At 74.9% G+C, this 24438-nt stretch carries 23 protein-coding genes; 12 read left to right on the top strand and 11 right to left on the bottom strand.

Features of this window, described 5'->3' with window-relative positions:
* From PSD17_RS17420 to PSD17_RS17400, 5 genes are all read right to left on the bottom strand, one after another.
* Positions 1 to 2494, bottom strand: a 2494-nt coding sequence (locus PSD17_RS17420; protein WP_339123535.1) for an AAA family ATPase, incomplete at its 3' end; no start/stop codon positions are given.
* Positions 2495 to 2702: 208 nt separating this feature from the next.
* Complete coding sequence (locus tag PSD17_RS17415; RefSeq protein ID WP_013673797.1) at positions 2703 to 3104, bottom strand: nitrile hydratase accessory protein; 402 nt, start codon at positions 3102 to 3104, stop codon at positions 2703 to 2705.
* A gap of 28 nt (positions 3105 to 3132) precedes the next feature.
* Positions 3133 to 3750, bottom strand: a complete 618-nt coding sequence (nthA, locus tag PSD17_RS17410; RefSeq protein ID WP_013673798.1) for a nitrile hydratase subunit alpha — start codon at positions 3748 to 3750, stop codon at positions 3133 to 3135.
* Complete coding sequence (nthB, locus tag PSD17_RS17405) at positions 3747 to 4430, bottom strand: nitrile hydratase subunit beta (protein WP_013673799.1); 684 nt, start codon at positions 4428 to 4430, stop codon at positions 3747 to 3749. The genes nthA and nthB overlap by 4 nt, the downstream gene beginning before the upstream one ends.
* A gap of 198 nt (positions 4431 to 4628) precedes the next feature.
* Entirely contained in the window at positions 4629 to 5144 is a 516-nt protein-coding gene (locus PSD17_RS17400; protein WP_013673800.1) for a MarR family winged helix-turn-helix transcriptional regulator, read from the bottom strand.
* A 47-nt stretch (positions 5145 to 5191) separates the two neighbouring features.
* Between PSD17_RS17400 and PSD17_RS17395 the strand changes: the two genes are divergently transcribed.
* Positions 5192 to 5620 (top strand): DUF5313 family protein, encoded by a 429-nt coding sequence (locus PSD17_RS17395; protein ID WP_013673801.1) that lies wholly within the window; start codon positions 5192 to 5194, stop codon positions 5618 to 5620.
* A gap of 36 nt (positions 5621 to 5656) precedes the next feature.
* Here PSD17_RS17395 and PSD17_RS17390 read toward each other — a convergent pair whose 3' ends face one another.
* Complete coding sequence (locus PSD17_RS17390; protein WP_013673802.1) at positions 5657 to 7186, bottom strand: helix-turn-helix domain-containing protein; 1530 nt, start codon at positions 7184 to 7186, stop codon at positions 5657 to 5659.
* A 192-nt stretch (positions 7187 to 7378) separates the two neighbouring features.
* Between PSD17_RS17390 and PSD17_RS17385 the strand changes: the two genes are divergently transcribed.
* The 3 genes from PSD17_RS17385 to PSD17_RS17375 all read left to right on the top strand — a co-directional run bounded on the left by PSD17_RS17385 (position 7379) and on the right by PSD17_RS17375 (position 9991).
* Positions 7379 to 8113: a LuxR C-terminal-related transcriptional regulator gene (locus PSD17_RS17385; protein ID WP_013673803.1), complete on the top strand. Its 735-nt coding sequence runs from the start codon at positions 7379 to 7381 to the stop codon at positions 8111 to 8113.
* A 175-nt stretch (positions 8114 to 8288) separates the two neighbouring features.
* A complete protein-coding gene (locus PSD17_RS17380) occupies positions 8289 to 9005 on the top strand; it encodes a cupin domain-containing protein (protein ID WP_013673804.1) in 717 nt (238 codons plus the stop codon).
* Positions 8984 to 9991, top strand: coding sequence for a ketopantoate reductase family protein (locus tag PSD17_RS17375; protein ID WP_233899357.1), 1008 nt, complete (start codon positions 8984 to 8986; stop codon positions 9989 to 9991). Before PSD17_RS17380 ends, PSD17_RS17375 begins: the two co-directional genes overlap by 22 nt.
* 35 nt (positions 9992 to 10026) lie before the next feature.
* On the opposite strand, the gene PSD17_RS17370 is transcribed toward PSD17_RS17375, so the two are convergent.
* A complete protein-coding gene (locus PSD17_RS17370) occupies positions 10027 to 10413 on the bottom strand; it encodes a nuclear transport factor 2 family protein (RefSeq protein ID WP_013673806.1) in 387 nt (128 codons plus the stop codon).
* Between the two features lie 838 nt (positions 10414 to 11251).
* Here PSD17_RS17370 and PSD17_RS17365 point away from each other — a divergent pair.
* The 6 genes from PSD17_RS17365 to PSD17_RS17340 all read left to right on the top strand — a co-directional run bounded on the left by PSD17_RS17365 (position 11252) and on the right by PSD17_RS17340 (position 18224).
* The gene (locus tag PSD17_RS17365) at positions 11252 to 11575 is read left to right on the top strand and encodes a hypothetical protein (protein WP_339123531.1); all 324 of its coding nucleotides are present in this window, start codon (positions 11252 to 11254) and stop codon (positions 11573 to 11575) included.
* 2 nt (positions 11576 to 11577) lie between these two features.
* Positions 11578 to 13434 (top strand): hypothetical protein, encoded by a 1857-nt coding sequence (locus PSD17_RS17360; RefSeq protein ID WP_339123529.1) that lies wholly within the window; start codon positions 11578 to 11580, stop codon positions 13432 to 13434.
* Positions 13418 to 16150, top strand: coding sequence for a hypothetical protein (locus PSD17_RS17355; protein WP_339123528.1), 2733 nt, complete (start codon positions 13418 to 13420; stop codon positions 16148 to 16150). Before PSD17_RS17360 ends, PSD17_RS17355 begins: the two co-directional genes overlap by 17 nt.
* A gap of 15 nt (positions 16151 to 16165) precedes the next feature.
* A complete protein-coding gene (locus PSD17_RS17350; RefSeq protein ID WP_103383235.1) occupies positions 16166 to 17446 on the top strand; it encodes a YeeE/YedE family protein in 1281 nt (426 codons plus the stop codon).
* 31 nt (positions 17447 to 17477) lie between these two features.
* The gene (locus tag PSD17_RS17345) at positions 17478 to 17723 is read left to right on the top strand and encodes a chaplin (RefSeq protein WP_103383234.1); all 246 of its coding nucleotides are present in this window, start codon (positions 17478 to 17480) and stop codon (positions 17721 to 17723) included.
* Positions 17724 to 17867: 144 nt separating this feature from the next.
* Positions 17868 to 18224, top strand: a complete 357-nt coding sequence (locus tag PSD17_RS17340; protein ID WP_041759410.1) for an STAS domain-containing protein — start codon at positions 17868 to 17870, stop codon at positions 18222 to 18224.
* Here PSD17_RS17340 and PSD17_RS17335 read toward each other — a convergent pair.
* A complete protein-coding gene (locus PSD17_RS17335) occupies positions 18172 to 19197 on the bottom strand; it encodes a 6-phosphofructokinase (protein ID WP_013673812.1) in 1026 nt (341 codons plus the stop codon). The two genes, PSD17_RS17340 and PSD17_RS17335, sit on opposite strands and share 53 nt — an antisense overlap.
* Before the next feature lie 151 nt (positions 19198 to 19348).
* Entirely contained in the window at positions 19349 to 19888 is a 540-nt protein-coding gene (locus PSD17_RS17330) for an ATP-dependent Clp protease proteolytic subunit (RefSeq protein WP_103383242.1), read from the bottom strand.
* A 329-nt stretch (positions 19889 to 20217) separates the two neighbouring features.
* On the opposite strand from PSD17_RS17330, the gene PSD17_RS17325 reads away from it, so the two are divergent.
* Positions 20218 to 20646 carry a hypothetical protein gene (locus tag PSD17_RS17325; protein ID WP_103383232.1) on the top strand — a complete coding sequence of 143 codons (429 nt, stop codon included), beginning with the start codon at positions 20218 to 20220 and terminating at the stop codon, positions 20644 to 20646.
* 16 nt (positions 20647 to 20662) lie between these two features.
* On the opposite strand, the gene PSD17_RS17320 is transcribed toward PSD17_RS17325, so the two are convergent.
* Positions 20663 to 21538 carry a hypothetical protein gene (locus PSD17_RS17320; RefSeq protein ID WP_106096813.1) on the bottom strand — a complete coding sequence of 292 codons (876 nt, stop codon included), beginning with the start codon at positions 21536 to 21538 and terminating at the stop codon, positions 20663 to 20665.
* Positions 21539 to 21700: 162 nt separating this feature from the next.
* Positions 21701 to 23014 (bottom strand): hypothetical protein, encoded by a 1314-nt coding sequence (locus PSD17_RS17315; RefSeq protein ID WP_339123524.1) that lies wholly within the window; start codon positions 23012 to 23014, stop codon positions 21701 to 21703.
* Between the two features lie 538 nt (positions 23015 to 23552).
* On the opposite strand from PSD17_RS17315, the gene PSD17_RS17310 reads away from it, so the two are divergent.
* The gene (locus PSD17_RS17310; RefSeq protein WP_339123522.1) at positions 23553 to 24431 is read left to right on the top strand and encodes a pentapeptide repeat-containing protein; all 879 of its coding nucleotides are present in this window, start codon (positions 23553 to 23555) and stop codon (positions 24429 to 24431) included.
* The last annotated feature ends 7 nt before the right edge of the window (positions 24432 to 24438 follow it).

Below are 24438 nucleotides of genomic sequence, written 5' to 3'. Positions count from 1 at the left end.
TGCGGCGGCAGAGGGCGGCGGCGCGGGCGAGGACGGTCTTGGCCTCGGTGAAGCGGTCCATGTGCTGCAGCAGCGCACCGCGGTACGCGAGCGCCACCGCGGTGGTGGGGTCGCCGGGGGAGGAGCCCAGCACCTGTTCGTAGGCGGTGCCGGCGCCGGCGTAGTCGCCGTCCCAGTGCCGGACGCGGCCGAGGAGCAGGGTGGCGCTGGGTAGGGCGCCGGGGGCGGCGGCGGCGGACTCGGCGAGCTCGGTGGCCTGTTCGGCGAGGTCGACGGCGGCCATCGCGTCGCGGGCGTAGAGCGCCGTCCAACCCAGCTGTTCGAGGATGCGCGCCTCGAGCTCGGAGTCGCCGATGTCGCGGGCCAGCGCGAGGGCCTCCTCGAGGTCCGCGCGGGCCTGGTCGTAGCGGCCGAGCTCGCCGCGGGCGCGCCCGTGCCGCATCAGCGCCTCGGCGAGCCGCTCCGGGTCGCCGACCGTCCGCGCCGCCTCCACGGCCTGCGCGATCAGCTGCTCGGCGTCGGTGTGGGCGAACCCGAGGTGGGCGACGTGTGCGGCTGCCAGCCACGCGTTGGCCGCGCCCGCCCAGTCGCGGGCCTCGGCCAGGTGTCGCGCCGCGGCCTCGGGACGGGCCCGCAGCATCCGCGCCGCGCGCCGGTGCCGGGAGATCCGCACCGGCTCGGGCATCGACGCGTAGGCGACCTGGCGCACGATGTCGTTGCTGAACCGGAAGCTCTCGCCCTGGGTGACGATCAGCCCGGCCCGCAACGCCCGTCCGGCCCGCCGCGCGCAGTCCTCGACGTCGAGCCCGCTGAGCTCCGCCACGTCGTCGAGGGAGAACGTCAGGCCCAGTACGGCACCCTGGGCGAGCAGCACCGCCACCGGCTCGCCGGCGTGCTCGATCCGCTCGGCCACCGAGTCGTGCAAGGACGGGGGCACCTGCACCCCGCCCCGCGGCGACGGCGGCTGGCGCAGCAGCTCGGTGAGGAACAGCGGCGAGCCGCCGGTCCACTCGTACAGCTGGTCGGCGTCGTGCCCGGAACCGGACCGCTCGACGAGGGTGGCGACGTCGGCCCGGGTGAGCGGGCCGAGGTCGATGCGGCGGGCGACGTCGCGCAGCATGTCGGTGACCGGCTGGTCCTCCGACGTGCGCTCGGTGAGCAGGACCATCGCCCGGCTGCCCTCCCAGTGCCCGGCGAGCAGGTGCAGCGCCTCGACCGTCGAGCTGCCGGCGTGCTGCATGTCCTCGATGACGAGCAGCACGGGCTGGCGGGCGGAGAGCCGCACCAGGAAGCCGGTGAGCGCGTCGAGGCTGCGGCGGTGCTCGAGCTCGGGAGCGGCGCGGATGTAGGGCGTCTCGCCGACGAGGGCGGTCAGCTCGGGCAGCAGCTCGGTGAGCGTGCCCAGCCTGCCGCCCGCGAGCTCGCGGACGTCGGCGGGTGTCATCCGGTGCACGACGGTCCGCAGCGCCTCGACGAGCGGCTGCAGGTACAGCGAGCGTTCGGCCTCGAAGCAGTCGACCCGCAGGACGAGCCCGCCGGTCCGGCGCGGCTCGGCAGCGAATGCCGTGACCAGCGCACTCTTGCCGATCCCCGCCTCGCCGGCGACGACGGTGAGCGCGGGCCGCCCGGCCGCGGCGCCCTCCCACAGCTCGCGCAGCACGGCCAGCTCGGCGTCGCGTCCGACCACGGGCTCCACCCGGTCGGGCACCCCGACGACGGGTTGACGCGTGGGGTGGTCGACGGCGTTGGGGCTCTCCGAGCGCAGCACCGACAGGAACAGCGCCTGCGTCGCGGGCGAGGGGTCGCTGCCGAGGTGCTCGGACATCGCCACCCGCAACGTCCGGTACGCGACGAGCGCCGCGCTCGACCGGCCCGCCCGCTGGTGGCCGAGCATGACGGTGCGGCAGGCCTCCTCGTCGAACGGGTCGTCGCGCAGCGCGGTGGAGGCGACCTCGACCGCGGCGTCGTACGCACCCAGCTCGACCGCGGCCGCGCTCCAGCAGATCCGGGCCCGGCGCAGCAGCCGGGTGACCGAGCGGCGCAGCCCGTCGACCCACGGACCGTCGTGCTCGCCCGCGAGCGGGACGTCGGCGTCGAGGAGCTTGGCGGCGTGCTCGGCGCTGGTGGAGGCGAGCGCGCTGCGCCCGTGCGAGAGTTCGTACTCCGCGGTCTCGACGAGCTCGACGGCCTCGTGCAGGTCGACGGCGACGTCGTCGGCGACGAGCCGGTAGCCGGCCGCCGAGCCGTCGATCCGTTCGCGGCCGATGGCCCTGCGGAGCCTGCTCACGAGCGCGGCGACGTTGCGGTCGGCGCGTTCGGGGGGTTCGTCGTTGTCCCACAGCGCGTCGACCAGCGTGCCCACGGAGACGAACTCCCCGCGACGCTCGGCGAGGACCGCGAGCGCGCGCCGCGCCTTGCCCGTCGGGACCGGCGCCGAGAGCTCTCCTTCGACCGTGAAGGGGCCCAGCAGGCGAATCCGCAAGGCCGTCGTCACCGGTAGGACTCTACCCGGATCCGGTACTCCGATCGGCGGCCGGGACGAGTCCGTAACGCCGTCTCAACAGCACGTTTCCTAAATGACACGATCGAACACGATCGTGGACGACAGGGTCTCGCGGGCCGCGCGGCAGGCCCGTGCGCACGACGGCCGCACCCCTGCCGGGTGCGGCCGTCGTGTCGTCGCGCGGGGCGGGGCGGGGCGGTCAGTGCCCGTGCCCGTGGCCGTGTCCGTGGCCGTGCTCGTCCCCGTCGTCGTGCCGGTGGTCGTAGCCGGCGGGACGGGCGGCGAGCTCCTCGGCGCGCTGGACGATCTCGTCGGTGAAGACGGTGCCGTCGCCGGCGAGGACGTCCTCGAGGGCGCCCAGCCACTGGGTGTAGTAGGAGTAGCACTCGCCCTCGGGGTGGTGGTTCTCCCAGGCGGCGATACGCGCGATGAGGGCGGCCTGGAACTGGGACCAGGCGAACAGGCCGGCGTCGTGCAGCGAGACGGCCATGCCGAAGGCGCGGGACTCCCACGGTTCGGCGAAGACGAGCTCGCCGTTGGCCCGCGGCGGTGCGGACTGCGCGTCGGCGTCGAGGTCGATCAGGCTCGGTGTTGCGGACATCGGATGCTGCTCCGGGCGAGGGTGACGGCTACTTGGTGACGTGGGCGACGCCGACCATGGCGTCGCGGGTGACGAGGGCGGTGAGCTGCTCCTCGGTGTAGTCCTCGGTGCCGGCGGGGCGCTGGGGCAGGACGAGCCAGCGGACCTCGGCGGAGGAGTCGCGGACGATGATCTCGACGTCGTCGCCGAGTTCGCAGCCCATCTCGGCGAGGACCTTGCGGGGCTCGCGGACGACGCGGGCGCGGTAGGCGGGGTCCTTGTACCAGGCGGGAGGCAGGCCGAGGACAGGCCACGGGTAGCAGGAGCAGAGGGTGCAGACGACGACGTTGTGGACGGTGTCGGTGTTCTCGACGACCACGATGTGTTCGCCCTGGGGGCCGGCGAAGCCGAGCTCCTTGATGGCGGCGGTGCCCTCGGCGAGCAGACGGGCCTTGTACTCGGGGTCGGTCCAGGCCTTGGCGACGACCTTGGCTCCGTTGAGGGGGCCGACGGCGGTCTCGTAGGTGGCGATGAACTTGTCCATCACGGCGGGGTCGACGAGGCCGCGTTCGGTGAGGAGTTGTTCGAGTGCCTCGGTGCGCAGGGCGGGGCTGATGCGGTTGCCGGAGCCGTCGAGGTGCTCGTCGGGGTTCAGGGCGGTGCTCACGCGGCGGTCTCCTTGTCCTGCAGGTAGCTGTCGAAGATCTCGATGGTCAGTTCGAAGGGCTCGGCGTCGGCGCCGTAGAGCTCGGTCGAGGTGAACCGCACCGAGTACACGTGCTGGGCGTTCTCCCCCAGGAACCGGGCGTGGGTCTCGGGGAAGACGTGCGCGGGCTGCACGGCCTCGACGACGCCACGGTGGCCCCGGACGTAGGCGGGCAGCTTGTTGGCGTCGCTCTCGACCTCGGACGCCACGGTGACGGTGTCGCCGACCGCGAAGCGGGGCGCCTCGTCGATCTGGCGCAGCGAGCCGGCGGCGGTCGGCGCGTAGTCGGGCTTGTTCGGCTCGGGGACCGGCGGCTCCTCGACGTCCTCGCCGGCGTTGTTGCGGGCGCGCGCGTCGACCGCACCGGGCGCGAGGATCCCGGACTCGACGAGCATCAGCTCGGAGGCGTTGAGCCAGCGGCCGTAGTAGGTGTCGTCGAAGTAGGACTTCGGGTCCAGCCGGCCCAGCGCGTAGCGGAACGCGTCGAGGTTCTGCCCGGACACGCGGCCCATGGTGAGCAGCGTGAGCGCGAACGCCCGGCCCTCCCAGGGCTCGTGGAACACCGCGTCCTTGTCCTGCGGGGTGGGCGGGTCGACCTTCCCCCAGCCGGTGGCACCGCCGATGTCGGCAACGCTCTCCATCAACACCACACCTCTCTCACGCACACCCGGTCGCCCGGTGTCGATCACCGCTTGTGGTCCGCGCGGCCCGCTCGGGAGCCGGTGCAGTCCGCGTCACATAGTAGACCTGCGCACACTATTGGATACGGCGGCAGGTGGCCATGCCGCGACGCGAACGGGTCCCGAACGGGTCCCGAACGGGTCCCGGTGCGGGTCCGGTCAGGGTGCGGAGGCGGCGATGACGGAGGTGAGCGCGGCGTGCAGCGACTCGAGTTCCGACAGCGGCATACCCAGCCGCGCGATGATCGCCGGCGGTACCTTCTCGGCCTGCTGCCGCAGTGCCGCCCCGGCCTCGGTGAGCGAGACCGCCAGCACGCGCTCGTCCTCGGCCGACCGCCTGCGCACCACGAGCCCGGCTGCCTCCAGGCGCTTGAGCAGCGGCGAGAGCGTCCCGGGATCGAGTGCCAGCAGTCCGGCGAGCTCCTTGACCGACAGCGGCGCGCGCTCCCACAGCGCCAGCATGACCAGGTACTGCGGGTGGGTGAGGCCCATCGGCTCCAGCACGGGCCGGTAGAGCGCGATGACGTTGCGCGCGGCCACCGCCAGTGCGAAACAGACCTGCCGGTCGAGCCTGAGTAGATCGGTGGGCTCCCCGGCGGCGGCGCCGGCGGGGTCGGCGGTCTGGACCGGGGCGATGCCCGCGTCGCCTCGGTCACTCCGGTATGCGGTGGACATGGTCGTGAGTGTACCGTTGATTGGTACACAAATCATTGGGGTGGAAAATGAGTGGGAAGCCGCGCCGGCCGGGACCCTTCCGCTGGCTCCTCTACACCTTCGGTGCCGGCCTGCCGCCGGAGTACCGGGACTGGGTGCTGCACGACGTCACGGCGCGCACGTGGCAGCTGCGCCACCTGGGCCGCACCGCGATCCAGATCGCACCGGTCGCGGTGCTGCTCTTCGTCCTCATCCCCGGCCAGGCCTGGGTCCGCGCGCTCGCCGTGCTCGCCGGGCTGATCCTCGGGTTCTTCTACTCCGTGGCCTACATGTACGAGACGGCCGAGCACCGCGCGGTGAAGGCGGGCTGGCCGCTGGGCACCGCGGCAGGCGTGCGCAACGAGGACCGTGCCGAGGAGCTCGCGGCCGATCGCGAGCGCTACAACCAGCGATGGCGCACCGAGACCCCACCGCCGAACGAGCTCCCGCCCGGCTGACGGCCCCGCATCGGCCTGCTGCCGCCGGCCGCGCGCTCAGTCGCGCAGCAGCCGCGCCCGGCGCATCGCGACGGCGGTGAGCCGGGTGTCCCCGGGCGCGAGCAGGGTGACGAGGCGGTCGTGCACCTCGAGGTCGTCGCGCCCGAGCGGGTGCCCGGCGAAGGTGTGGAGCAGGTCGACGTCGTCGGTGTCGAGCACCGCCCGCCGTAGCCCGGCCTCCAGCTCGTCGCGCAGCTCGCGGATCTCGGGGGAGTCCGAGCGCGGCAGCAGCGGGCCGCCGCACGCCGAGAGCGCCGCCTCGACCCGCCCTGCCTGCAACGCCGCCCGGACCGAGCCGAAGTCGGTCTCGACGGTCGCGTCGAGCCGGTAGGGCCGGGTGCGCAGCACGTCGGCACCGATGAGCGCACGCAGCCGGTGGATCTCCCCGCGCACCGTCGTGGGGTTCCCGTCCTCGCCGTAGAGCAGCTGTGCCAGCCGCTCGCCGGAGACGCCGTCGGGGTGCAGGGCGAGCATCGCCAGCACCTCGGCGGGCCGCAACGTCAACGGGACGGGCCTGCCGTTGAGCAGCAGCCGCGGCGCCCCGTCGCCCATGAAGCGCATCGACAGCGCGGTCCGCGGTGCGCTGCGGGTCGTCCGCGTCGCGGCCCGCAGCAGGTAGCCCTCCGCGAGCGGCTCGACGAGCATCTCCCGGCCGTCGGCGAGCACGACCCGGTCGGCGCCCTCGGCGATGGCGACGCGTTCGGGCCATCGCCCGTACGGCTCGCCCGCGATGATCCGACCCGTCGGCGTCACGAGGGCACCCGCGGCGCCGCGCAGGCTGGCCAGGTGCGGCATGTTGCGCATCCGCAGCCGCTCGTCGGCGATCGCGACGCGCACCCGCAGCTGGTTCTCCGCGAGCGTCGCCGTCGTCGACACGAGCTGGACGAGCGCGGGGTGCGCGGTGTGCAGCGGGCCGCTGATGTCGACCGCGCCCAGGATCGCGCCCGTGTCCGGGTCGTGCACCGGGGCGGCGACGCAGGTCCAGGCGTGGAACGCGCGGACCAGGTGCTCGGCGGAGTGGATCTGGACCGGCGCGTCGACGGCGAGCGTGGTGCCCATCGCGTTCGTGCCGATCGTCTCCTCCGACACCTGCGTGCCGGGGTAGAGGCCGACGCGGTCGGCGTCGGAGAGCAGGCTGGACGCCCCATCGCGCCAGAGGATGTGGCCCTCGGCATCGGTCACCAGCATGACGTGCATGGCCTCGTCGGCGATGCTCACGAGCGTGCTGCGCAGCAGCGGCATGACCGTGTTCAGCGGGTGGTCGGCCCGCAGCGTCGGCAGGTCGTCGGAGCTGTAGACCAGCGGCGGCGCGACACTCTCCGGGTCGACGCGGGCGGCGAGGCTGCGCTGCCAGGACTCCGAGATGATCGGGCGGGGTCCCGGGCCCTCGTCGCGGCCGCGCAGCGACGGGCCACCCGCACCGATGACCTCGTCGAACACCTTGGACAGGGCGCGGGCGCGCGCCAACGGGTCCGCGGACACCTTGCGGTCGGGCGACGGACTGCTCACGTGCCCCCTTCCCCCCATCGACGAGGGGCGGTACGCGTGCGCAGGGCCCCGTCCGCATCATCGCCCACGCCGCCGAGGGCAGGCAAGGCAAGGGGTGACCTCCCCTACTGGTCAGTGCAACGAACGCGCAACGTGGCGCTCGCTACGGTGCCGGCACCGGCCCGGAGCAGCACGTGGGCCGGTGACCGACAGCACGAGGAGGCACCGCCGATGACCGTCGACGCCGTACTCACCCGGACCGCGAACGGCCGCGACACCGACCCCGCCGCCGGGCTGGCGCAGCGCACCGCCCGCATCCTCGTGGTCGACGGCGAGGGGATCGTTCGGTTCGGGCTGCGGCAGCTGTTCGCCGCCGAACCGGACCTGGCCGTGGTCGGCGAGGCCGCCACCGCGCGCGACGCCCTGCTGATCGCCGACCGGTGCCGGCCCGACCTCGTCATCATCGACGTCGAGCTGGGCAGCGGCGCCGGCGCGGGCGGGGCGGAGCGCGTCGGGGTCGAGGTGGCGCGCACGCTGCTGCAGCGCCGCCGTGGGGTCCGCGTGCTGGTGCTCACCAATTGCCGCGACCGCGACGTGATGCTCAGGACCGTCCGCAGCGGGGTCCACGGCTACCTGCGCAAGGGCGTCGAGACCTCCGAGATCGTCCGCTCGGTGCGGGCGCTGCTGCGCGGGGAGAGCGTCTTCGACTCGCGGACGACGTCGGTCGTCGTCGACGTGCTGCGCGACGAGGACGGCGGCGCCCGCCCCCGCGGCCAGATGCTCACCGAGCGCGAGAACCAGGTGCTCAAGCTGCTCGCCGTCGGCATGAGCAACCGCGAGATCGCCGTCCGGCTGCTCATCTCCGAGGCCACCGTGAAGTTCCACGTCCGCAACCTGCGCGAGAAGCTCGACGTCCGCCGCCGCACGGAGATCGTCTACACGGCGACCCGCCAAGGGATGGTGTGAGCAAGCCCGCGTCCCGTCGCGACCGGCCGGGTGGGAGGCTCGTCCCGGACGGTGCTCCGGTGCCGCCGCGTTGTCGGCGGTTCCCGGGTGTGTCACCGTGATCCGCACGATCGTGAGGTGACGCGGGTCCGGCGGCCGCCGGACCGGGGGACGCGAGGGAGCAGGCTACGAGGCCATGGCCACCACACAGCGGCGACGTACGGCCCGGACCACCGCGCCCACCTCGTCGGCCGACGAGGCCGTGACCCCCGACCCGGCCGCCGACGCCACGGGCGCCGTGGTCGCCGAGCCCGCAGCTCCTGCGGCTCCCGCGGCTGCGTGGGAGAACATCGTCGGCGCGATCGGGCCCAAGGTCCGTGAGGTCCGCCAGCTGCTCGGGCTGTCGTTGCAGCAGCTCGCAGGCCGCTCGGAGGTCTCGGCCGCCGCGATCCACAAGGTCGAGCGCGGCGACATGGTCCCGACCATCACGACCTTGCTCAAGCTCGCCGCCGCGCTCGGCCGCCCGATCGGCTTCTTCGTCGACGACGCCGAATGGGCCGGTCCGGTCGCCGTTCACGTTCGCGCGGCCGAGCGCCCCGTCGCCCCCGCCGACTGGGCGCCCTCGGCCACCGGCGTCGACGCCCGGGCGATCGCGCTGCCCACCGACCGGTTGCGCGCCGGCGCGGTCGTCGCGCGCGTCGAGCCCGGTGGCACCAGCGGCGAGCCGCGCTCGGTGCGGTCGGGCGAGGAGCTCGTCCTGGTCCTCGAGGGCACGCTGACCGTCGAGGTCTCCAACGAGATCTATCGGCTCGAACAGGGCGACTCGCTGCAGTTCCCGGCCGACCGGCCGCACAGCTGGCACAACCCCGGCCGTCGCGCGGCGAGCGTCGCGTGGTGGTACCTGCACGGCTGATGCGCTATGTGATCGTGGGTGCCGGCGCGATCGGCGGCACCGTCGGAGGTCTCCTGCACCAGGCGGGCAACGACGTCGTGCTCGTCGCCCGCGGCGCGCACCTCGACGCGCTGCGTCGCGACGGCCTCACACTGGACCGGCCGTCCGGGACGACGACGCTGCGGGTGCCGGTGGCGGGCACGCTCGCCGAGGCGGGGCTGCGCGACGGCGACGATCCCGACCTGCTCGTCGTCGCGACGAAGCTGCAGGACGCCGAACCCGTCCTCGACCAGGCCAGGGAGCTCGCGCCCGGCGTCGGCGTGCTGTGCGCGCAGAACGGCGTGGCGGGCGAGCGGATGGCCCGGGCGCGCTTCGAGACCGTCGTCGCGATGGTCGTGATCCTGATGGCCGACCATCTGGAGCCCGGCGTCGTCGCCGCGTACATGGAGCCGCACCCGGGCGTGCTCGACGTCGGTGGCTACCCGGAGGGCGACCCCGCCGCCGCCACGCTCGCCGGACGCGTCGCGGCCGATCTCGTCGCCGCCGGGTTCAGCGCGCAGGCGCGAGCCGACATCATGCGCTGGAAGTACCGCAAGCTGCTGTCGAACCTGGGCAACGCCGCCGAGGCCGCCTGCGGCTCCGACGACCCCGCGCTCGCGGACCTGTCCGGTGCGGCCCGCGTCGAGGGCGTGCGTGCACTGGCCGTCGCGGGGATCGACGTCGCCACGGACGAGGAGGACCGGGCCCGGCGCAACGGACGCGTCGCCGCGGGCACGATCGCGGGCCGCACCCGGGGCGGCGGCTCGTCGTGGCAGAGCCTGCGCCGCGGGACGGGCAGCATCGAGGCGTCCTACCTCAACGGGGAGATCATCGCCCTCGGCGAGCGCCACGGTGTCGCGACGCCGGTGAACTCGCTGCTGCTGCGCGTCGCGGAGGAGATGGCCGCGGCGCGCGAACAGCCCGGTGGCCGTTCGGCTGCCGACCTGCTCGCCGCCGCCCGCACGTGACCGCGGGCGGCGAGGACCGAGGCCCCGCGCGATCGTCACGGGGCCACGACCGTCCCCTGGTGGTACAGCGCCCGCCAGCCGCCTGAGGTCCGCTCCCACACCGTCGCCCGCCGGGTGACCCGCTCGCCCTGGGTGAGGGTGTAGGTCACCAGGTAGGTGCCCGGGCCGAGGGCGCGGCACGCGAAACCGTCGGCCGACCAGGGGTCGGGCTCGTCGCGGGCGTAGCGCTCGAGCAGTACCCCGATCACGAACTCCCGGTCGTAGGTCCGGCCCGACGCGCCGACCTCCCAGTAGTCCGGTGCGGTCATCGCCTCGAGGTCGGCGCGCCCCGTGCCCCACTCGGGCCGGTGGAACAGCGGCTCGCGCGCGAAGAGCTCGCTGCGGACGACGTCGTTCTCCTCGGGGTCGTTCCCCTCGGGCATCGTCGTAGGTCCCTCCCTCGCGACGGCCACGGCGGCCGTGCCGCACACACCGTCGCACGCCGCCGGGTCTGTCGGCGTGCCTCGTCCGGCGCGGCCGGGGGTGGGTCCGGGTCGCGTCGAATGTCCGGACGGTCCCGTCGGCGGCGACACGGCGCCGGTCCTCACGGAGGGTGACGCGGTGCGGCGAGCGCCTCCGGCCCGATGATCTCGGTCGCGTGCGGCCCACGTCACGACGACGCAGGTCACCGCCGCAGGCCCGCACGAGTTCCCGGGCTCGGCCACACGATCGGGTGATCGTCGGCGTGGACTCCCGCTGCAGCGACGTCGGTGGGTCGGGAGGACGTTCGCACAGGTCAGGGTGATGACCGGACATTTGGCCCGGGGTGGGACCCGCCGTGATGCACGCGCGGGGCACGAGGGCGCGCACGGGTGGGTTTGACCTCCGGACCGCGCCGCGACGATCCTTCCGGCATGCACGTTCCGGCCCTTCCCGCCGCCTACCGGCGGCACGTCGACCTCCGTCGGCAGGCCAGCGCGCTGTGTCCGGTGGACGCCTGACCCTGCGCGGGTCCCGCCCCGGCCGCTGTCCGCGGCCGCCGTGATGTCGTCATGTCGACGCCGCGGCATACGCCGCCGCACGGCAGGGCCCCCACCGCGCGGTGTCCACCGCCGTCCGGCCTTTCCCCGGCCCGCCCCGACGACGCGGGCGTGCACACGGGCCGGAGTCCCTGCCGTCCGTACGTACCGCCGACGACACCTCCCTCCGGCGCACCCCGGGTGCGCCGGGTCGTCGCATGCGGACGGTCCGCTCCCCGCACGACCATCGAAAGGCACGACCGTGTCACTCCACAGGACAGCACGCATCGCGATCGGTGGGCTCGCGCTCGCCGTCGCGGCCACGATCGGAGCGTCCGTACCCGCGTTCGCGGCGGACGTCGTCCCGGCCCCGGGTGGGCTCCCCGGCGGCATCCCGGGTACCGGAACCGTCGACCCCGACGGCCCGGCGCCCGCGCCGACCGCGCCGGAGATCGCCCCGTCGGCCGAGACCCATCCCTCGGGCGACGTGCTCAACCGGTTCAGCGACGTCGCCCCGGCGGGGCTGCCGCTGAGCGGGCTCGCGCAGTCCGTCGTCGGCGCCACCAAGATCATTCCGGGGCGTTGACGATGGTCACCTCACTGCGGGCCGTCCCGCTGCGCCGCAAGCTGCTGCTCGGCGGCCTGGTGCTCGCCGTCGTGGCCGGCGTCGTCGCGATCCCTGCGACGTCCGACACCGCCTACGCCGACATCCAGGCCGTCCGGTCGTCGATCATCGGTTCCGACGGCAAGGACTACTGGGTCGAGAACCACGTCGACACCGCGGCCGTCGACGCGTCCCGGGAGGCGCTCGCCGACCAGGGCAAGCGGCCCGAGTACCTGATCGTCTGGGCCGGTGACGAGAACGTCGCCGACACCGCGGTGCCCGACGTCAAGAACCTGCCCGGTTCGCTGGCCAACACCACCGAGAAGGTGCGCAACGCGCTGCCGGGCCCCGACTTCATGGCCGTCGTCGACGCCACCGAGGGGTCACCGACCTACGGCAAGGTCGTCAACACCGCGACGGTGGGCCCGCTCGTCGAGAACGAGCCGCACCACATGCAGTACTCGTGGCGCAAGGGCGACAAGATCTACGCGGGCGGCTTGTTCAGCGCCGCGACGTACGTCTTCGACGTGGCGAAGCTGCCCGCGCTGAGCCTGTCGGGCATCAGCCTCCCGTCGCAGACCCTGTGCGGCTCGGTCCCCGACGCCTACTGGGTGCTCGACGACGGCACCGCCTACGGCACGTACATGGGCGGCCCGGTCGTCCCCGGTCCGTGCACCTACAGCCACGGCGAGGTCCGCACCGGCAACGGGTTCGCGGGCACGCCCGGTGAGGTCGTGCGCTTCGCCCCCGACGGGAAGAACCTCGTCGAGGCACCCGCCGCGACCACCACGGCCGAGGACCCGAAGCAGTGCCTGGACATGCCCGCGCTGTCCGTGCCGAGCTGCGCGAACCCGCACGGGATCCAGGTCCGCGAGGACCTGGACGCGATGGTGACCAGCGACTACGCCGAGCCCCGGACGATCATCCTGGACCCGGTCAAGGCGCCGTCGCCGTACCTGCGCAGGCCGACCGTCCGCACCTGGGACATCAGCGACCTCAACCACCCGAAGGTGAAGTCGGTGTCCTACCTGCCGGAGGGCCCCCGGTCCACCGACACCGACCCGCTGCACAACGAGAACCGCGCGGTCATGGAGACCACGGTCACCAACCTGCCCGGCCACAAGGGTGCCTTCGCGATGACGATGCAGGGCGGGGCGATCTTCTACACCGCCGACATCACGGCGACGAACCCGGTGTGGAGGGAGGTCTTCGACAACACCGCCGCGATGCGGCTCATCGACCCGGCGGTGACCAACGGCGGTCCGAGCGACAACGGTGGCTGGCTGCAGACCAGCCCCGACGACACGAAGCTCTACCACGCCGTGATCGGGCGCAAGCCCGGCGCGCTGGGCAAGGACGACCCCGGCACCGCGGGCGGCGTGTTCAGCCTCGACATCTCGAAGTTGGTCGAGGCCGGTGACGACTTCGACTGCTCGATCGAGACGACGGCCGAGATCGCCGACGGCGGCGCGGGCGCCGACTGCCCGACCGTCGCGGGCCACGTCGCGATCAACCCGGGGTCGAAGGCCGCGGGCCCGCACTGGGGCGCGCTGGACAACCTCGCCATCGGTGACGACGGCTACTACCACGTCACCGACCGGCCGGCCCGGCTCGCGACGGCGGACTACTTCGTCGCGCGCACCGGCCTCGACGGTGACCACCGGGTCTGCATCATCGACCAGGACGAGGACGGCTCGCTGAGCCTCGACACGACCTTCCGCGACGAGATCTCCGGCCGGCCCTGCATCAACTTCAACCGCACGACGTGGCCGCACGGCGCCTTCGGGAACGCCAAGCCGCATTCGATGCTGTTCGTCACCGCCGATGACGACATCAAGTAGGACCCGCGTCCGGCCCGTCCGGCGGCGGCACCTCTCGGGGTGGCGCCGCCGGGCGGCGGCCCTCGCCGCGCCGCCGGTGCTGCTCGTCGTCGCCGCCGGACCGGCCCACGCGGACCCCTCCGACGCGCTGCGCGTCGCGGCCCAGCTCGGACCGGGACACGGCGCGGGTGCGGTCGCGCTGCGGTTGCTGCTCCTGGTGGGGATGGTCCTCGCCGCCGGCTCCGGCCTCGCGGCGGTAGGGGTGCGGGGCGCGCTGCCACGGGCGCTGCCCGTGCTGGCGTGGACGGCCGCGATCGTGGTCGCGGCCGGTGCCGAGGCCGCGTACCTGACGGGCGAGAGCACGATGACCGGCACCCTGGTGCAGGCGCTGGTGGCGCTCGCGGTCCCCGTGCTGCTGACGACGCGGCTCGTCGCCGTGGCCGTCGTGCTGCTCACGGCCCTGCTCGCGCTCGGGCTCGGCTCGGCCCACAGCGGGTTCGCGGCGGTGCTCGACGCGACGTACGCCGTCGCGGCCGTCGTTCTGGTCGGGGCGTCGCTGTGGGGGCTGCTCACCGGCCGCGCCGCGGGCCCCGTGGCGGCGCGCGGCCACGCCCTCGCGTCGGACGGTCCTCGCCGCCGCACAGGTTCGGTCACCCCCTCCGCCGCACCGGTGGGGGCCGACGCGTCCGCCGGTGCCTGCTCCGGTGCCGCGCGCCCGCCCGCCGCTGTCGCCCGGAGCGGGTCCGGCGCAGTGGACCGGCCGGCCGCCGCGTTCGCCCGCCGCGGCTCCGGTGCCGCGGACCAGCCGGCGGCGGGTGTCGGCGGCGCGGCCCACGGCGCCGGCGGTGGTCGTGCGGGCGGTGCGCCTGCGGGTGACGGCCCCGCGGGCGACCGTCGGGCGGGCGCGGGGGGAACCGTGGCCATCGGGCACGAACCGGTCGCCGGGGCCCGTGCGCGAGCCGTGGCGGCACGCCGGGACGGGGTCGCGGGGCCGCGACGTGGCATCGCGGCCGCAGCCCGGCCGTCGGCGGCGCCCGGCGTGCGGTCACGGGCGTCAGCACCCCGCGGTGGCGCGACGGTGCTCGATGCGCCGCCGGCACGTCGGTCACCAGGGGTGGCCGCGGACACGCCCGCCCCCCTCGACGTCGCCGTCCCCGGAGATGTCGCTCGGCGTGCGCCCGTCCGCGAACCTGCAGCCGGGTCTGCCGCCGCGGTCGACGCGCCGCGGACCAGGCACGCGGCCCGTCGCGAGCTCGCAGGCGCGTCCCCGGCGCAGCGTCGCCGCAGCACCGGCAGGCGCGCTGCCGTGGCCGGGCCCGACGACGGTGGCCGGACCGCGCCACTCGTGCGGCGGGTCGCGATCGCGGCGGGCGTCGTCGCGACGGTGGCGGCGCTGGTGCAGCTCGTCCTGACCGGCCCGGCCACGACGGCCGACCTCGTCGCGACGCCGTACGGGCTCGCCTCCCTGGGCGCGACGGTGCTCCCCGCCGCCGCGACCGGACTCTGGGTGCTCGTCGGGCTGCGCCCGGGCCGGGACCGGGCGGTCGAGCTGCAGCGCTTCGCCGTCGTCACGGCGGTCCTCGGGGTGGTGGCCACGGCCGCGCTCGCCGGACTGCCGACGCCCGCACCCGCCGCGACACCGGGCACGCCCCTGCTGCGGGCGGTCGCCCTCGGGGCCACCCCGCTCGCCGTGCTCGTCGCCCCGATGCGGCCGGGACCCAACCTCGTGCAGGTCAGCGGCACCGGCTACCCGGACGCCGGTACCGGTCCGGGTGTCGCGGCGCCCGCGGAACCGGTCGGCCACCAGCACGCCGATCTCTCCGGTCCCGCCGGGCTCACCGTCGACGCGGGTGGCGGGCCCGTGGCTTTCACGAGCCGTCCTGGCGCGCCGGGGGGCTGGGCCGTCGTCGACATCCCCGCCGGTACGCGTGAGCTGGCGCTGCGCTCGGGTCCGCTCGACGTGGTCGTCCCCGTGGACGTCGGCGACGCCGGGGTCGCCGCGCCCACGTCGGCGCTCGGCGGTCCCGACGGGCCCGAGTGCGCGAGCGCCCTGCTCGGCGGGTTCGTCGCCCGCCGGACCGGGGCCACCGACGTCCCGATGCCCGCGTGTCCCTCCGACGCGCTCGCTCCCGGCGACGCGACCTCCTTGAGCGCCATGACCAACTTCGTCGGCGAGCACGGCGTCGGGGCCCTTCGGCTGGTCTCCGACGACTCGCCGCGCTCGCGCGCCGCCGCGGCGGTCGTGCGCGACGAGGCGGCCCGCCACCACCTCCGGCTCGTCGACGCCCCGGGAACCGACGTCGCCCTGGTCGTCGTCAGCGGCTGGGAGCAGGCAGTGTCCGCCCTGCAGGAGGCGACGCGGCTCGCCGGCGAGGCACCGACGTACCTCGGCGGCACGTTCCTGGCGCCGTGGCTGCTCACCCCGTCGGTGGTGACGAAGGCGCAGTCGTCGGTGCTGGCGCTCGAGTTCACCCCGCAGGACGCGGGCCCGCAGCAGTACGCCGCGACGCTGGCGGCCACGTTCCCGGGGGCGGCCCCGTCGGCATCGGGCTACCTGGCCTGGGTCGACGCGACGCGTTCCACCCTCGACGCGCGGCCCCGGCTCTACGGCGCCGCCCCCGTCGACGTGCCGATGTCGGGTGACGACGACATGGCCGGCATGCACGGCGTCAACCCCGCCGCCTGGTTCCCCGGCGGCACCGTCGTCCCGGTCACCGGCCCGCTGGCCGGTACCTGACCCCGGAGAGGACCCATGGCTGTCATCGAAGAAGGCGGTGCCGTCGGACGGGCGCTGCGGTTCGTCCCGGAGGCCGAGCGCGTCGCGTTCACCCCGAGCGCGCCGCAGGCCCCGCCCGCGAACCGGACCGTCGTCGTGGTGGGCCTGGTGCTCGCCGTCGCGCTCGTCGGGGTCGTCGCCGAGGTGGCCGGGCCGATCATGGCCGGCACGTCGGCGCTCGGCCTCGCGCTGGGCTTCACGTTGTTCCACTCCCGCTTCGGGTTCACCTCCGGCTGGCGCCAGCTGGCCGCGGTGGGACAGGGCGCGGCCGTGCGCGCGCACATGCTGATGCTCGCCGTGGCCTGTGTGCTGTTCTCGATCCTGCTCGCGGGCGGGTTCTCGCTGGCCGGGACGCCGAAGCCGGCACTGGCCGGGGTCGGCGTCCCGCTGCTGGTCGGTGCGTTCCTGTTCGGCGCTGGTATGCAGGTCGGCGGCTCGTGCGCGTCGGGGACGCTGTTCGCCGTCGGCAGCGGGCAGACGTCGGTCGTCCTGACCCTGTTCGGGTTCGTCGTCGGCTCGGTGCTCGCGGCGGCGACGTTCACGTTCTGGACGGTGACGATCCCTGCCGGGCCGTCGATCTCGCTGGCGCGGACGTTCGGCTACCCGGGCGCGCTCGCGTTGTCGCTGGCCGTGATGGCGGTGGTCGTAGCGGTGACCTACGTGGTGGCCAGGCGCCGCACACCGCCACCCGTCCAGCGGCCGGCGTCGGCGCGCGGCATCGCCCGCGTGCTGCGCGGATCGTGGCCGTTCTGGGTCGGCGCGGTCGCGCTGGCCGTCCTCAACGCCGGCGTGCTGTTCGTCTCCGGCGGCGCGTGGGGCGTGACGTCGGCGTTCGGTCTGTGGGGCGGCAAGGTCCTCTCGGGGCTGGGTGTCGACGTCGCGAGCTGGGCGTACTGGCAGGTGCCCGCGAACTCGAAGGCCCTGCACAACTCGGTCTTCGCCGACCGAATCTCGGTGCTCGACTTCGGCGTCATGATCGGCGCGCTCGTCGCGTCCGCGCTCGGCGGCGCGTTCGTGCTGCACCGGCGCGTGCCGTGGAGGCCGGCGCTCGGCTCGGTACTGGGCGGCGTCGCGATGGGCTACGGCGCCCGGCTCGCGGGCGGCTGCAACATCGGTGCCTACTTCTCCGGAATCGCGTCGTTCAGCCTGCACGGCTGGATCTGGGGCGCGGCTGCGCTGCTCGGGACGTTCGCGGGGCTGCGGCTGCGCCCGTTGTTCGGCCTCACCAACCCCAAGCCCGGCGACTCGATCTGCTGACCGTCGGGGACACCCACAGGAAGGAACCATCATGATCGTCCGCAGGATCGCGGCCGTGACGGTCGGTGCGGGGGCGCTGGCGTTCGCCGGTGCCGGTCTCGCCCAGGCCGAGGAGGCCGGTGCCGCCGGCGTCCCGGCGGCCGCCGAGCCGTCCGGGGGCGGAGCAGTGCCGGTGCAGGTGCTCCAGCCGTTGCCGCCGTTGCCCGTTCCCGACCCCACCCTCGGCCTGGGCACCGTGCTGCCGCCGGTGTTCGACCTCCTCGGTGGGCTCGGCTGATCCCGAGCCCACCGCAGAGGGACGCGGGTGCCGCCGCGCGACGGCGTGGCGGCGTGGCGGCACCCGCGCGTCGGCCGCCGGGCCGCCCGTCGGGTGCACCCGGCCGTACCGATGAGTCCGGGGCGGTCGCGTCGTCACATCGCTGTGGCGACCGTCGTGTTCGATGCGGGCGGCCCCGACGACGCCGTGAGCGCCCGGGTCCGTGCTCTCCTCGGCGCGGGCGCCGACGTGGAGTGCGACCTCGCGGCCCTCGCCGCGCCAGACGCCCGCGCGCTCGACGGCCTGCTGCGGCTGGTGCTCGCCGCCCGCGGCCACCGGGGCAGGCTGCGGTTCGTCGGCGTCCCGCAACGGCTGACCGACCTGCTGGTCGCCTGCGGTCTCGACGACGTCGTCGACGTGGAGCCGCGGCCACCGCCGGCGGCGGCCCGGCGGTGGCGACCCGGCTGCGTCAGCCGAAGAAGACGGCGGCCTCGGCGTAGAGCGCGGGATCGACGAGCTTGAGCTGCGCGGTGGCCTCCTGCAGCGGCACGGTCACGATGTCGGTGCCGCGCAGCGCCGTCATCTGGCCCCACTTCTCCGCCGCGACCGCGTCGATCGCGTGCAGGCCGAAGCGGGTGGCGAGCCAGCGGTCGCGCGACGTCGGGGTGCCGCCGCGCTGGACGTGGCCCAGCACCGTCGTGCGGGCCTCCTTGCCGGTGCGCGACTCGATCTCGCGGCCCAGCCAGTCGCCGATGCCGCCGAGCCGGACGTGACCGAACGCGTCCTTCTCGCCGCTGAGCAGCACCTCGTCGCCGTCCTTGGGCATCGCGCCCTCGGACACGACGATGATCGGCGCGTACTCGAGCCGGAAGCGGCTCTCGACCCAGTCGCACACCTGGTCGATGTCGAAGCGCACCTCGGGGATGAGGATCGCGTTGGCCCCGCCCGCCATCCCCGAGTGCAGCGCGATCCAGCCGGCGTGCCGGCCCATGACCTCGACGATCAGCGTCCGGTGGTGCGACTCGGCCGTCGTGTGCAGCCGGTCGATGGCCTCGGTCGCGATCGTCACGGCCGTGTCGAAGCCGAACGTGTAGTCGGTGCCGGCCAGGTCGTTGTCGATCGTCTTCGGCACCCCGACGACGTTGACGCCCATCTCGTGCAGCTTCGTCGCGACGCCGAGGGTGTCCTCGCCACCGATCGCGATGAGCGCGTCGACGCCCAGGTTCTGCAGGTTGTGCTTGATCCGGGCGACGCCGTCCTCCAGCGCGAACGGGTTGGTCCGCGACGAGCCGAGGATCGTGCCGCCGCGCGGGAGCAGCCCGCGCACCGCGGGGATGTCGAGCGGCTTGGTCAGTGCCTCCAGAGGGCCGCGCCAGCCGTCGCGGAAGCCGAGGAAGCTGTAGCCGTACTCGGGCACGCCGCGCCGGACGATGGCCCGGATGACCGCGTTGAGACCCGGGCAGTCGCCGCCGCCGGTCAGGACGCCCACGCGCATTCTGGTCGCTTCCTCTCCATCGATGCAGAAGGTTCGCGAGCAGAACGCTATCCGGTCGGGTCACCGGCCGCGCGGCCCCGGGTGGCGGGCACGCCTGGCCCCGCCCGGACGGGTGTCGCGGGCGGGCCCGGCGGGTCTCGGCCGGCGCCGGTCAGACCTCGCCGATCACCGTGTCGACGAGCCCGTAGTCGCGCGCCTCCTCCGCGGTGAACCAGTGGTCGCGGTCGGCGTCGGCGATGATCGTCTCGACGTCGCGGCCGCTGTGCCGCGCGGTCAGCCGCGCGATCTCGCGCTTCATCCCGGCGTAGGCGCCCGCCCGGATCGCGATGTCGGTGTGGGTGCCGCCGAGCGAGGCCGACGGCTGGTGCATCAGGATTCTGGTGTGCGCCAAGGCGTGCCGCTTCCCGGGCGCGCCCGCGGTGAGCAGGAACTGGCCCATCGACGCGGCGAAGCCCACGGCGTAGGTCGCGACGTCGGGCGCGATGACCTGCATCGTGTCGTAGATGGCCATCCCCGCGGTCACCGATCCGCCGGGCGAGTTGATGTAGAAGGTGATGTCGGCCTCCGGATCCGCGGCGGCGAGCAGCAGCAGCTGCCCGGTGATCCGGTTGGCGATCTCGTCGTCGACCTCCTTGCCCAGGAAGACGATCCGCTCTTCGAGCAGCCGGTCGAAGACGGGGTCGCCGCCCATCCCGACGCCGACGTGCTGCAGCACCGCGCCCGCGGTCGGCGGGGCCAGGGGCTGCGTCGGGCGGGTGGGCGGAACCGGTCTCGGCGGCACGGGCAGCGGGAGCGGTGCCGGGCGCGGCGGCTCCGTGGCGGTCTCGGTCTCGGTCCCGGTCGGGGTGTCGGTACGCGGCACGGTGCTGTCCCCTCGTGAGTGGCGATGGTCGCGTGAGCGACTATCGGCGCTCACGGGGGCTCTTCGGGGGTGTGTTCGCCCTGGGCCGCACGGCGTTCGCTCGTGGCGGACGGCGGACGCCGAGGTTTCCGGCGCCGCCCTCCCGGGTACCGGGGCGCGTGGCCGAACCCCTGGACGACGCGCATGCCCGCCCCGACGGCGCCTCCGACGAGCTGGTCGCGGCCGTCGGGAAGCTGTCCGAGGCCTTCGAGCGCATCGAACGCGCCCGCGGCGCGCTCTACGAGGCGCACCAGCTCATCGGCGGTGCCGACGGGATGCTCGACGACGTCATCGAGGGCCTGCGCACGACCGGGCACGCCGACTGGGCCGAGCGGATCGAGACCGAGCTCGTGGGCCGCAACGTCCTGCCCGGCCGGTGGACGTTCCAGGTCGTCGAGGAGTTCGACGACGGGTACTTCCGCACCTGGCAGGACATCGAGCGCGGGGTGCGGGACGCGACCATGAAGGGTCGCCGGCACGTGTTCGAGGCGGAGATGAAGCGCCACCGGATCACCCCCGGCGGACCCGCCCAGGACCCGACGCCCTGAGTGGCGGCCCCGACGGTCAGCCGCACACCGCCGGATCGGGTGCCCCCGCGCCCGGCGAGCGCTCGAACGAGATGTGCACGTGGTCGAAGTGGTTCTCGGTCGTGCTCCCGCGGTTGGCCATGCGCACCCACCCGGAGCCGTAGTTGATGCGCTGCTCCCAGATCACGTAGCTGATCCCGAGCGCCTCGCGGTTGCGCAGCGCGCACTCGGCGATCCGGTCGCCCCTGGAACCGGTCACCATCAGGTCGAGCGCGAGGCCGAGCGGATGGTCGGAGACGCGCCCGCGACCCGCCACACCGATGAGGTCGGGCTGGTCGTACAGGCAGGACAGGAACCGCGCGGCCGCCGACACCCACGGCCGGACCCGGCCCAGGTCCGACAGGTCCACCGCGCACTCGACGCGCGCCCGGGCCTCTGCCGCCTTCCGTGCGACGTCGGCCAGCCCGGCCGCCTTGATCAGGGACTCGGCGTCGGCGGACCCGGGGCCGGGCTCGCCGGGGACCGTCGCGGCGACCGGGGTGAACGAGCGTGACCGCGCCGCGGCCGCGACGGGGCCGGCCGGGGTCGCGTCGCCCGCGGCCAGACGCAGCGCCGTGCCCGTGTCGGCGACCTCCGGTGGGCCGGTCCCGGTCAGCGCCGTGAGGGGAACCGTGACGGCCAGGGTGCCGCCGGCGAGGGCCGCCGCGGTGATCGCCTGCCGCCGGGTCGCCGCGGGGGGCGGGGTCGGCCGCGCGCCGCCCGGCGACGAGGTCCGGGTGGGCGCCGAGGCCACGGACGTGCGGGCGCGCGCGGGAGCCGTCGCCGTGCGGCGGACCGCGACCGGGGTCCCGGCCGGGGCCGGGTCGAGGTCACGTCGCGCGCGCCGGCCTGCGGGGGAGCGGTGCCGGGACACGGACCTGCCTTCCGACCACGCGCGCCGGCCGGACGCCCGGCCTGGGGAGCCGGGTGGACCGGTGTCCTCGTCCGTCGGGGAGCCGACCGCCGTGATCCGGCCGAAATGTAGCGGATCGGTCACAGCAGGTCACAACCGGCACCCCGACGGGCGTGGCCTCGGTCAGCAGGCGACGGGCGTCCCGCCGGGCGCCGACTTCGCAAAGGAGACGTGGACGTGGTCCATGTGGTTGGCCGTCGCGCTGCCGCGGTCCTCCATGCCCTTCCAGCCGCTGCCGTAGTTGATCCGCTGCTGCCAGATGACGTAGGTGATGCCCAGCGCGTCCTTGTTGCGCAGCGCGCACGCGGCGAGCCGGTCGCCGACCGACTTCGACACCATGAAGTCGACGGCGAGCCCGCCGGGGTGGTCGGAGGCGTTGCCGCGGCCGCCGACACCCAGCATCGTCGGCTTGCCGAACAGGCAGCCGAGGAACTCCGCGGCGTTCGCGACCCACGGCTTGACCCCGCCGAGGCCCGACGTGCTCAGCCCGCAGCCCGCGCGGGCGGCGGCGGCCTGCGTCTCGGCGGCCTTGCGGTCGGCCGCGGCCTTCGCCTCGGCGGCGGCCTCGGCGTCGGCGGCGGCCTTCGCCTTCGCGGCGGCCTCGGCGGCCTTGCGCTCGGCGTCGGCGCGCTGGGTGGCGGCGACGGCGTCGGCGTGCTGCTGCGCCTGCTGCACCGCGGTGACGACGGCGGTCGTGTCGAACGCGGGCAGCGGTTCCTGCGCGGTGGTGCCGGTCGTCGTGCCGGTCGTCGTCGTGCCGGTCGTCGTGGTCCCGGCGGGTGTGGTGCCGGGGGCGCCGTCGTCGAGCTGCAGTGCGGCCGCGCTGTCCTCGGGGGACTGCGGGAGCGTCGCGACGGCGCCCGCGAGGGTGAGCGCGCTGCCGGCGGCCACCACGACGGCGGCCACCTTTCGCACCCGCGGCGGGATGCGCCGCAGGCCTGTGGGGCGCAGCCCGTCGGCGCCGAGGCCTGCGACGCCCGGCCCGGAGTCGCGGTCGGCCCAGGCCGTGTCGTCCGCGGGGTCGCCGTCGTCGTCCCGATCGGGGCGGTCGTCGAACGCGGTGAACAACGACGTCGGTGCGTCGTCGTCCCGGTCCTGCGCATCGATGGCGTCGGGGGTCTCGCGCGCGGTCGAGATGCCGAACGGCGGCGTGTGCACACCGGGGGTCCAGAATTCGGGCGCCCAGATGTCGACCGCGGTGTCGGCGGCGACATCGTCGGAATCGCGCGGCGCCGGGATCAGGGCGGCGCCGGACCGGGTCACCGGTCGGTCGGCCACCGCGACCGGGCCGCCGGACGCGGTGACGCGGGCGAGCGTCTCGGGGGTGAGGGCATGACGAGGGCGGGTCGCACCGCCGGAGCGTTGTCGGGCGGCCGCCAGCGCGGCCTCCAGCTCCGGTCGTGCGGGCCGGCCCTCGGGGGAGCGATGCCGTGCCACGACGAACCTTCCTGATCACGTCGACGGCGGGCGTCCGGCTCGGGGGTGCCGGCGGAGTGGGGAGTCTCCGTGCCCTGCGTGACCGTTTCGTGATCCGGGCCGACGTTAGGTCGGGTTCGGCGCGACCGCGTCCGGCGACCGGACGCAAAAGCCGAGTCGCCGCAGACGCGCGACGAGCGGCTGCGTTGCCGTGAGGCGGATCACTTTCCACGTGACGGCGAGTCGCGGCGGTCACATCGGGGCTCGCTCGTCGCGACGTCCCGGTGCCGCTGTCGGCCGACGGTCGGGCGGCCGGGACCGACGGCGCGCGCGTAGGGTCGCGGCCGCCAGTACGGCCGACCGGTGGAGGAGTGCAGTGCCCGACAGCGCCCCGGTTCCCGACGCCGCGGTTCCCGCCGCCGCGGGGGCCCGTGCCTCGGCTCCCGGTGTCTCGGTTCCCGGCGCATCGGGCCCTGGCGCATCGGGCACTGGCGCATCGGGCACTGGGGCGCCGGTTCCCGGTGTCTCGGTTCCCGGTGTCTCCGTTCCCGGGCCGACCGTGCCCGGCGGGCGAGAGGCGCCCGGCGACCCGCGGGGGGCGCTGCGCGCCGACTGCGCCGCGTGTGCCGGGCTGTGCTGCGTCGCACCGGCGTTCGCGCGGTCGTCGGACTTCCCCGTCGACAAACCGGCCAGGACGGCCTGCACCAACCTGCGCGACGACTTCCGGTGCGGGATCCACGACCGCCTGCGCGACACCGGCTACGTCGGCTGCACGGTGTTCGACTGTTTCGGCGCGGGCCAGCAGGTCGTGCAGGTGACCTTCGGCGGGCGCGACTGGCGCACCGAACCGGAGCTCGCCCGGCCGATGTTCGCCGCCTTCGACGCGATGCGGCTCCTGCACGAGCTGCGGTGGTACCTCGCCGAGACGCTGGCGACGCCCGCCGCGGCCGACCTGCACGGGCGTGCCCGCGAGCTCCTCGCCGACACCGAACGGATCGCAGGCCTGCCCGCCGACGCGCTCGCGGCCGTCGACGTCGCGGCCCGGCGCGGGCAGGTGAACGAGGTGCTGGTGCAGGTCGGGGAACGGGTCCGGGCCGCGTCGCCGGGGCCGCGGCCGGACCGGCGCGGCGCCGACCTCGTCGGGGCCCGGCTGCGCGGGGCCGACCTGCGCGGGGCGAACCTGCGCGGCGCCCTGCTGCTCGGGGCCGACCTGCGGGGTGTCGACCTGCGCGGCGCCGAGATGATCGGCGCGGACCTGCGCGGAGCCGACGTCTCCGGCGCGGATCTCGCGCAGGCGCTGTTCCTCACCCGGTTCCAGGTGCACGCCGCGGTCGGCGACGCCGCGACGCGCCTGCCCGCGGTGCTCGACCGCCCGGCGCACTGGACGGCTCCCCGCGGTCGCGACGGCGGCCGCCGGGCCGCGCGCCACCGGCGCTGAGTGCGGG

The sequence above is a fragment of the Pseudonocardia sp. D17 genome, assembly GCF_036984265.1.
Taxonomy (GTDB): Bacteria; Actinomycetota; Actinomycetes; order Mycobacteriales; family Pseudonocardiaceae; genus Pseudonocardia; species Pseudonocardia benzenivorans.
This window is presented reverse-complemented; position numbering and strand designations above follow the sequence as displayed.

Coding starts and splice junctions, on each gene's coding strand:
- PSD17_RS17415 (WP_013673797.1), bottom strand. CDS start 3,104: ATGTCCGCAACACCGAGCCTGATCGACCTCGACGCCGACGCGCAGTCC.
- nthB (WP_013673799.1), bottom strand. CDS start 4,430: ATGGAGAGCGTTGCCGACATCGGCGGTGCCACCGGCTGGGGGAAGGTC.
- PSD17_RS17400 (WP_013673800.1), bottom strand. CDS start 5,144: ATGTCCACCGCATACCGGAGTGACCGAGGCGACGCGGGCATCGCCCCG.
- PSD17_RS17395 (WP_013673801.1), top strand. CDS start 5,192: ATGAGTGGGAAGCCGCGCCGGCCGGGACCCTTCCGCTGGCTCCTCTAC.
- PSD17_RS17390 (WP_013673802.1), bottom strand. CDS start 7,186: ATGGGGGGAAGGGGGCACGTGAGCAGTCCGTCGCCCGACCGCAAGGTG.
- PSD17_RS17385 (WP_013673803.1), top strand. CDS start 7,379: ATGACCGTCGACGCCGTACTCACCCGGACCGCGAACGGCCGCGACACC.
- PSD17_RS17380 (WP_013673804.1), top strand. CDS start 8,289: ATGGCCACCACACAGCGGCGACGTACGGCCCGGACCACCGCGCCCACC.
- PSD17_RS17370 (WP_013673806.1), bottom strand. CDS start 10,413: ATGCCCGAGGGGAACGACCCCGAGGAGAACGACGTCGTCCGCAGCGAG.
- PSD17_RS17360 (WP_339123529.1), top strand. CDS start 11,578: ATGGTCACCTCACTGCGGGCCGTCCCGCTGCGCCGCAAGCTGCTGCTC.
- PSD17_RS17355 (WP_339123528.1), top strand. CDS start 13,418: ATGACGACATCAAGTAGGACCCGCGTCCGGCCCGTCCGGCGGCGGCAC.
- PSD17_RS17350 (WP_103383235.1), top strand. CDS start 16,166: ATGGCTGTCATCGAAGAAGGCGGTGCCGTCGGACGGGCGCTGCGGTTC.
- PSD17_RS17345 (WP_103383234.1), top strand. CDS start 17,478: ATGATCGTCCGCAGGATCGCGGCCGTGACGGTCGGTGCGGGGGCGCTG.
- PSD17_RS17335 (WP_013673812.1), bottom strand. CDS start 19,197: ATGCGCGTGGGCGTCCTGACCGGCGGCGGCGACTGCCCGGGTCTCAAC.
- PSD17_RS17330 (WP_103383242.1), bottom strand. CDS start 19,888: ATGGGCGGCGACCCCGTCTTCGACCGGCTGCTCGAAGAGCGGATCGTC.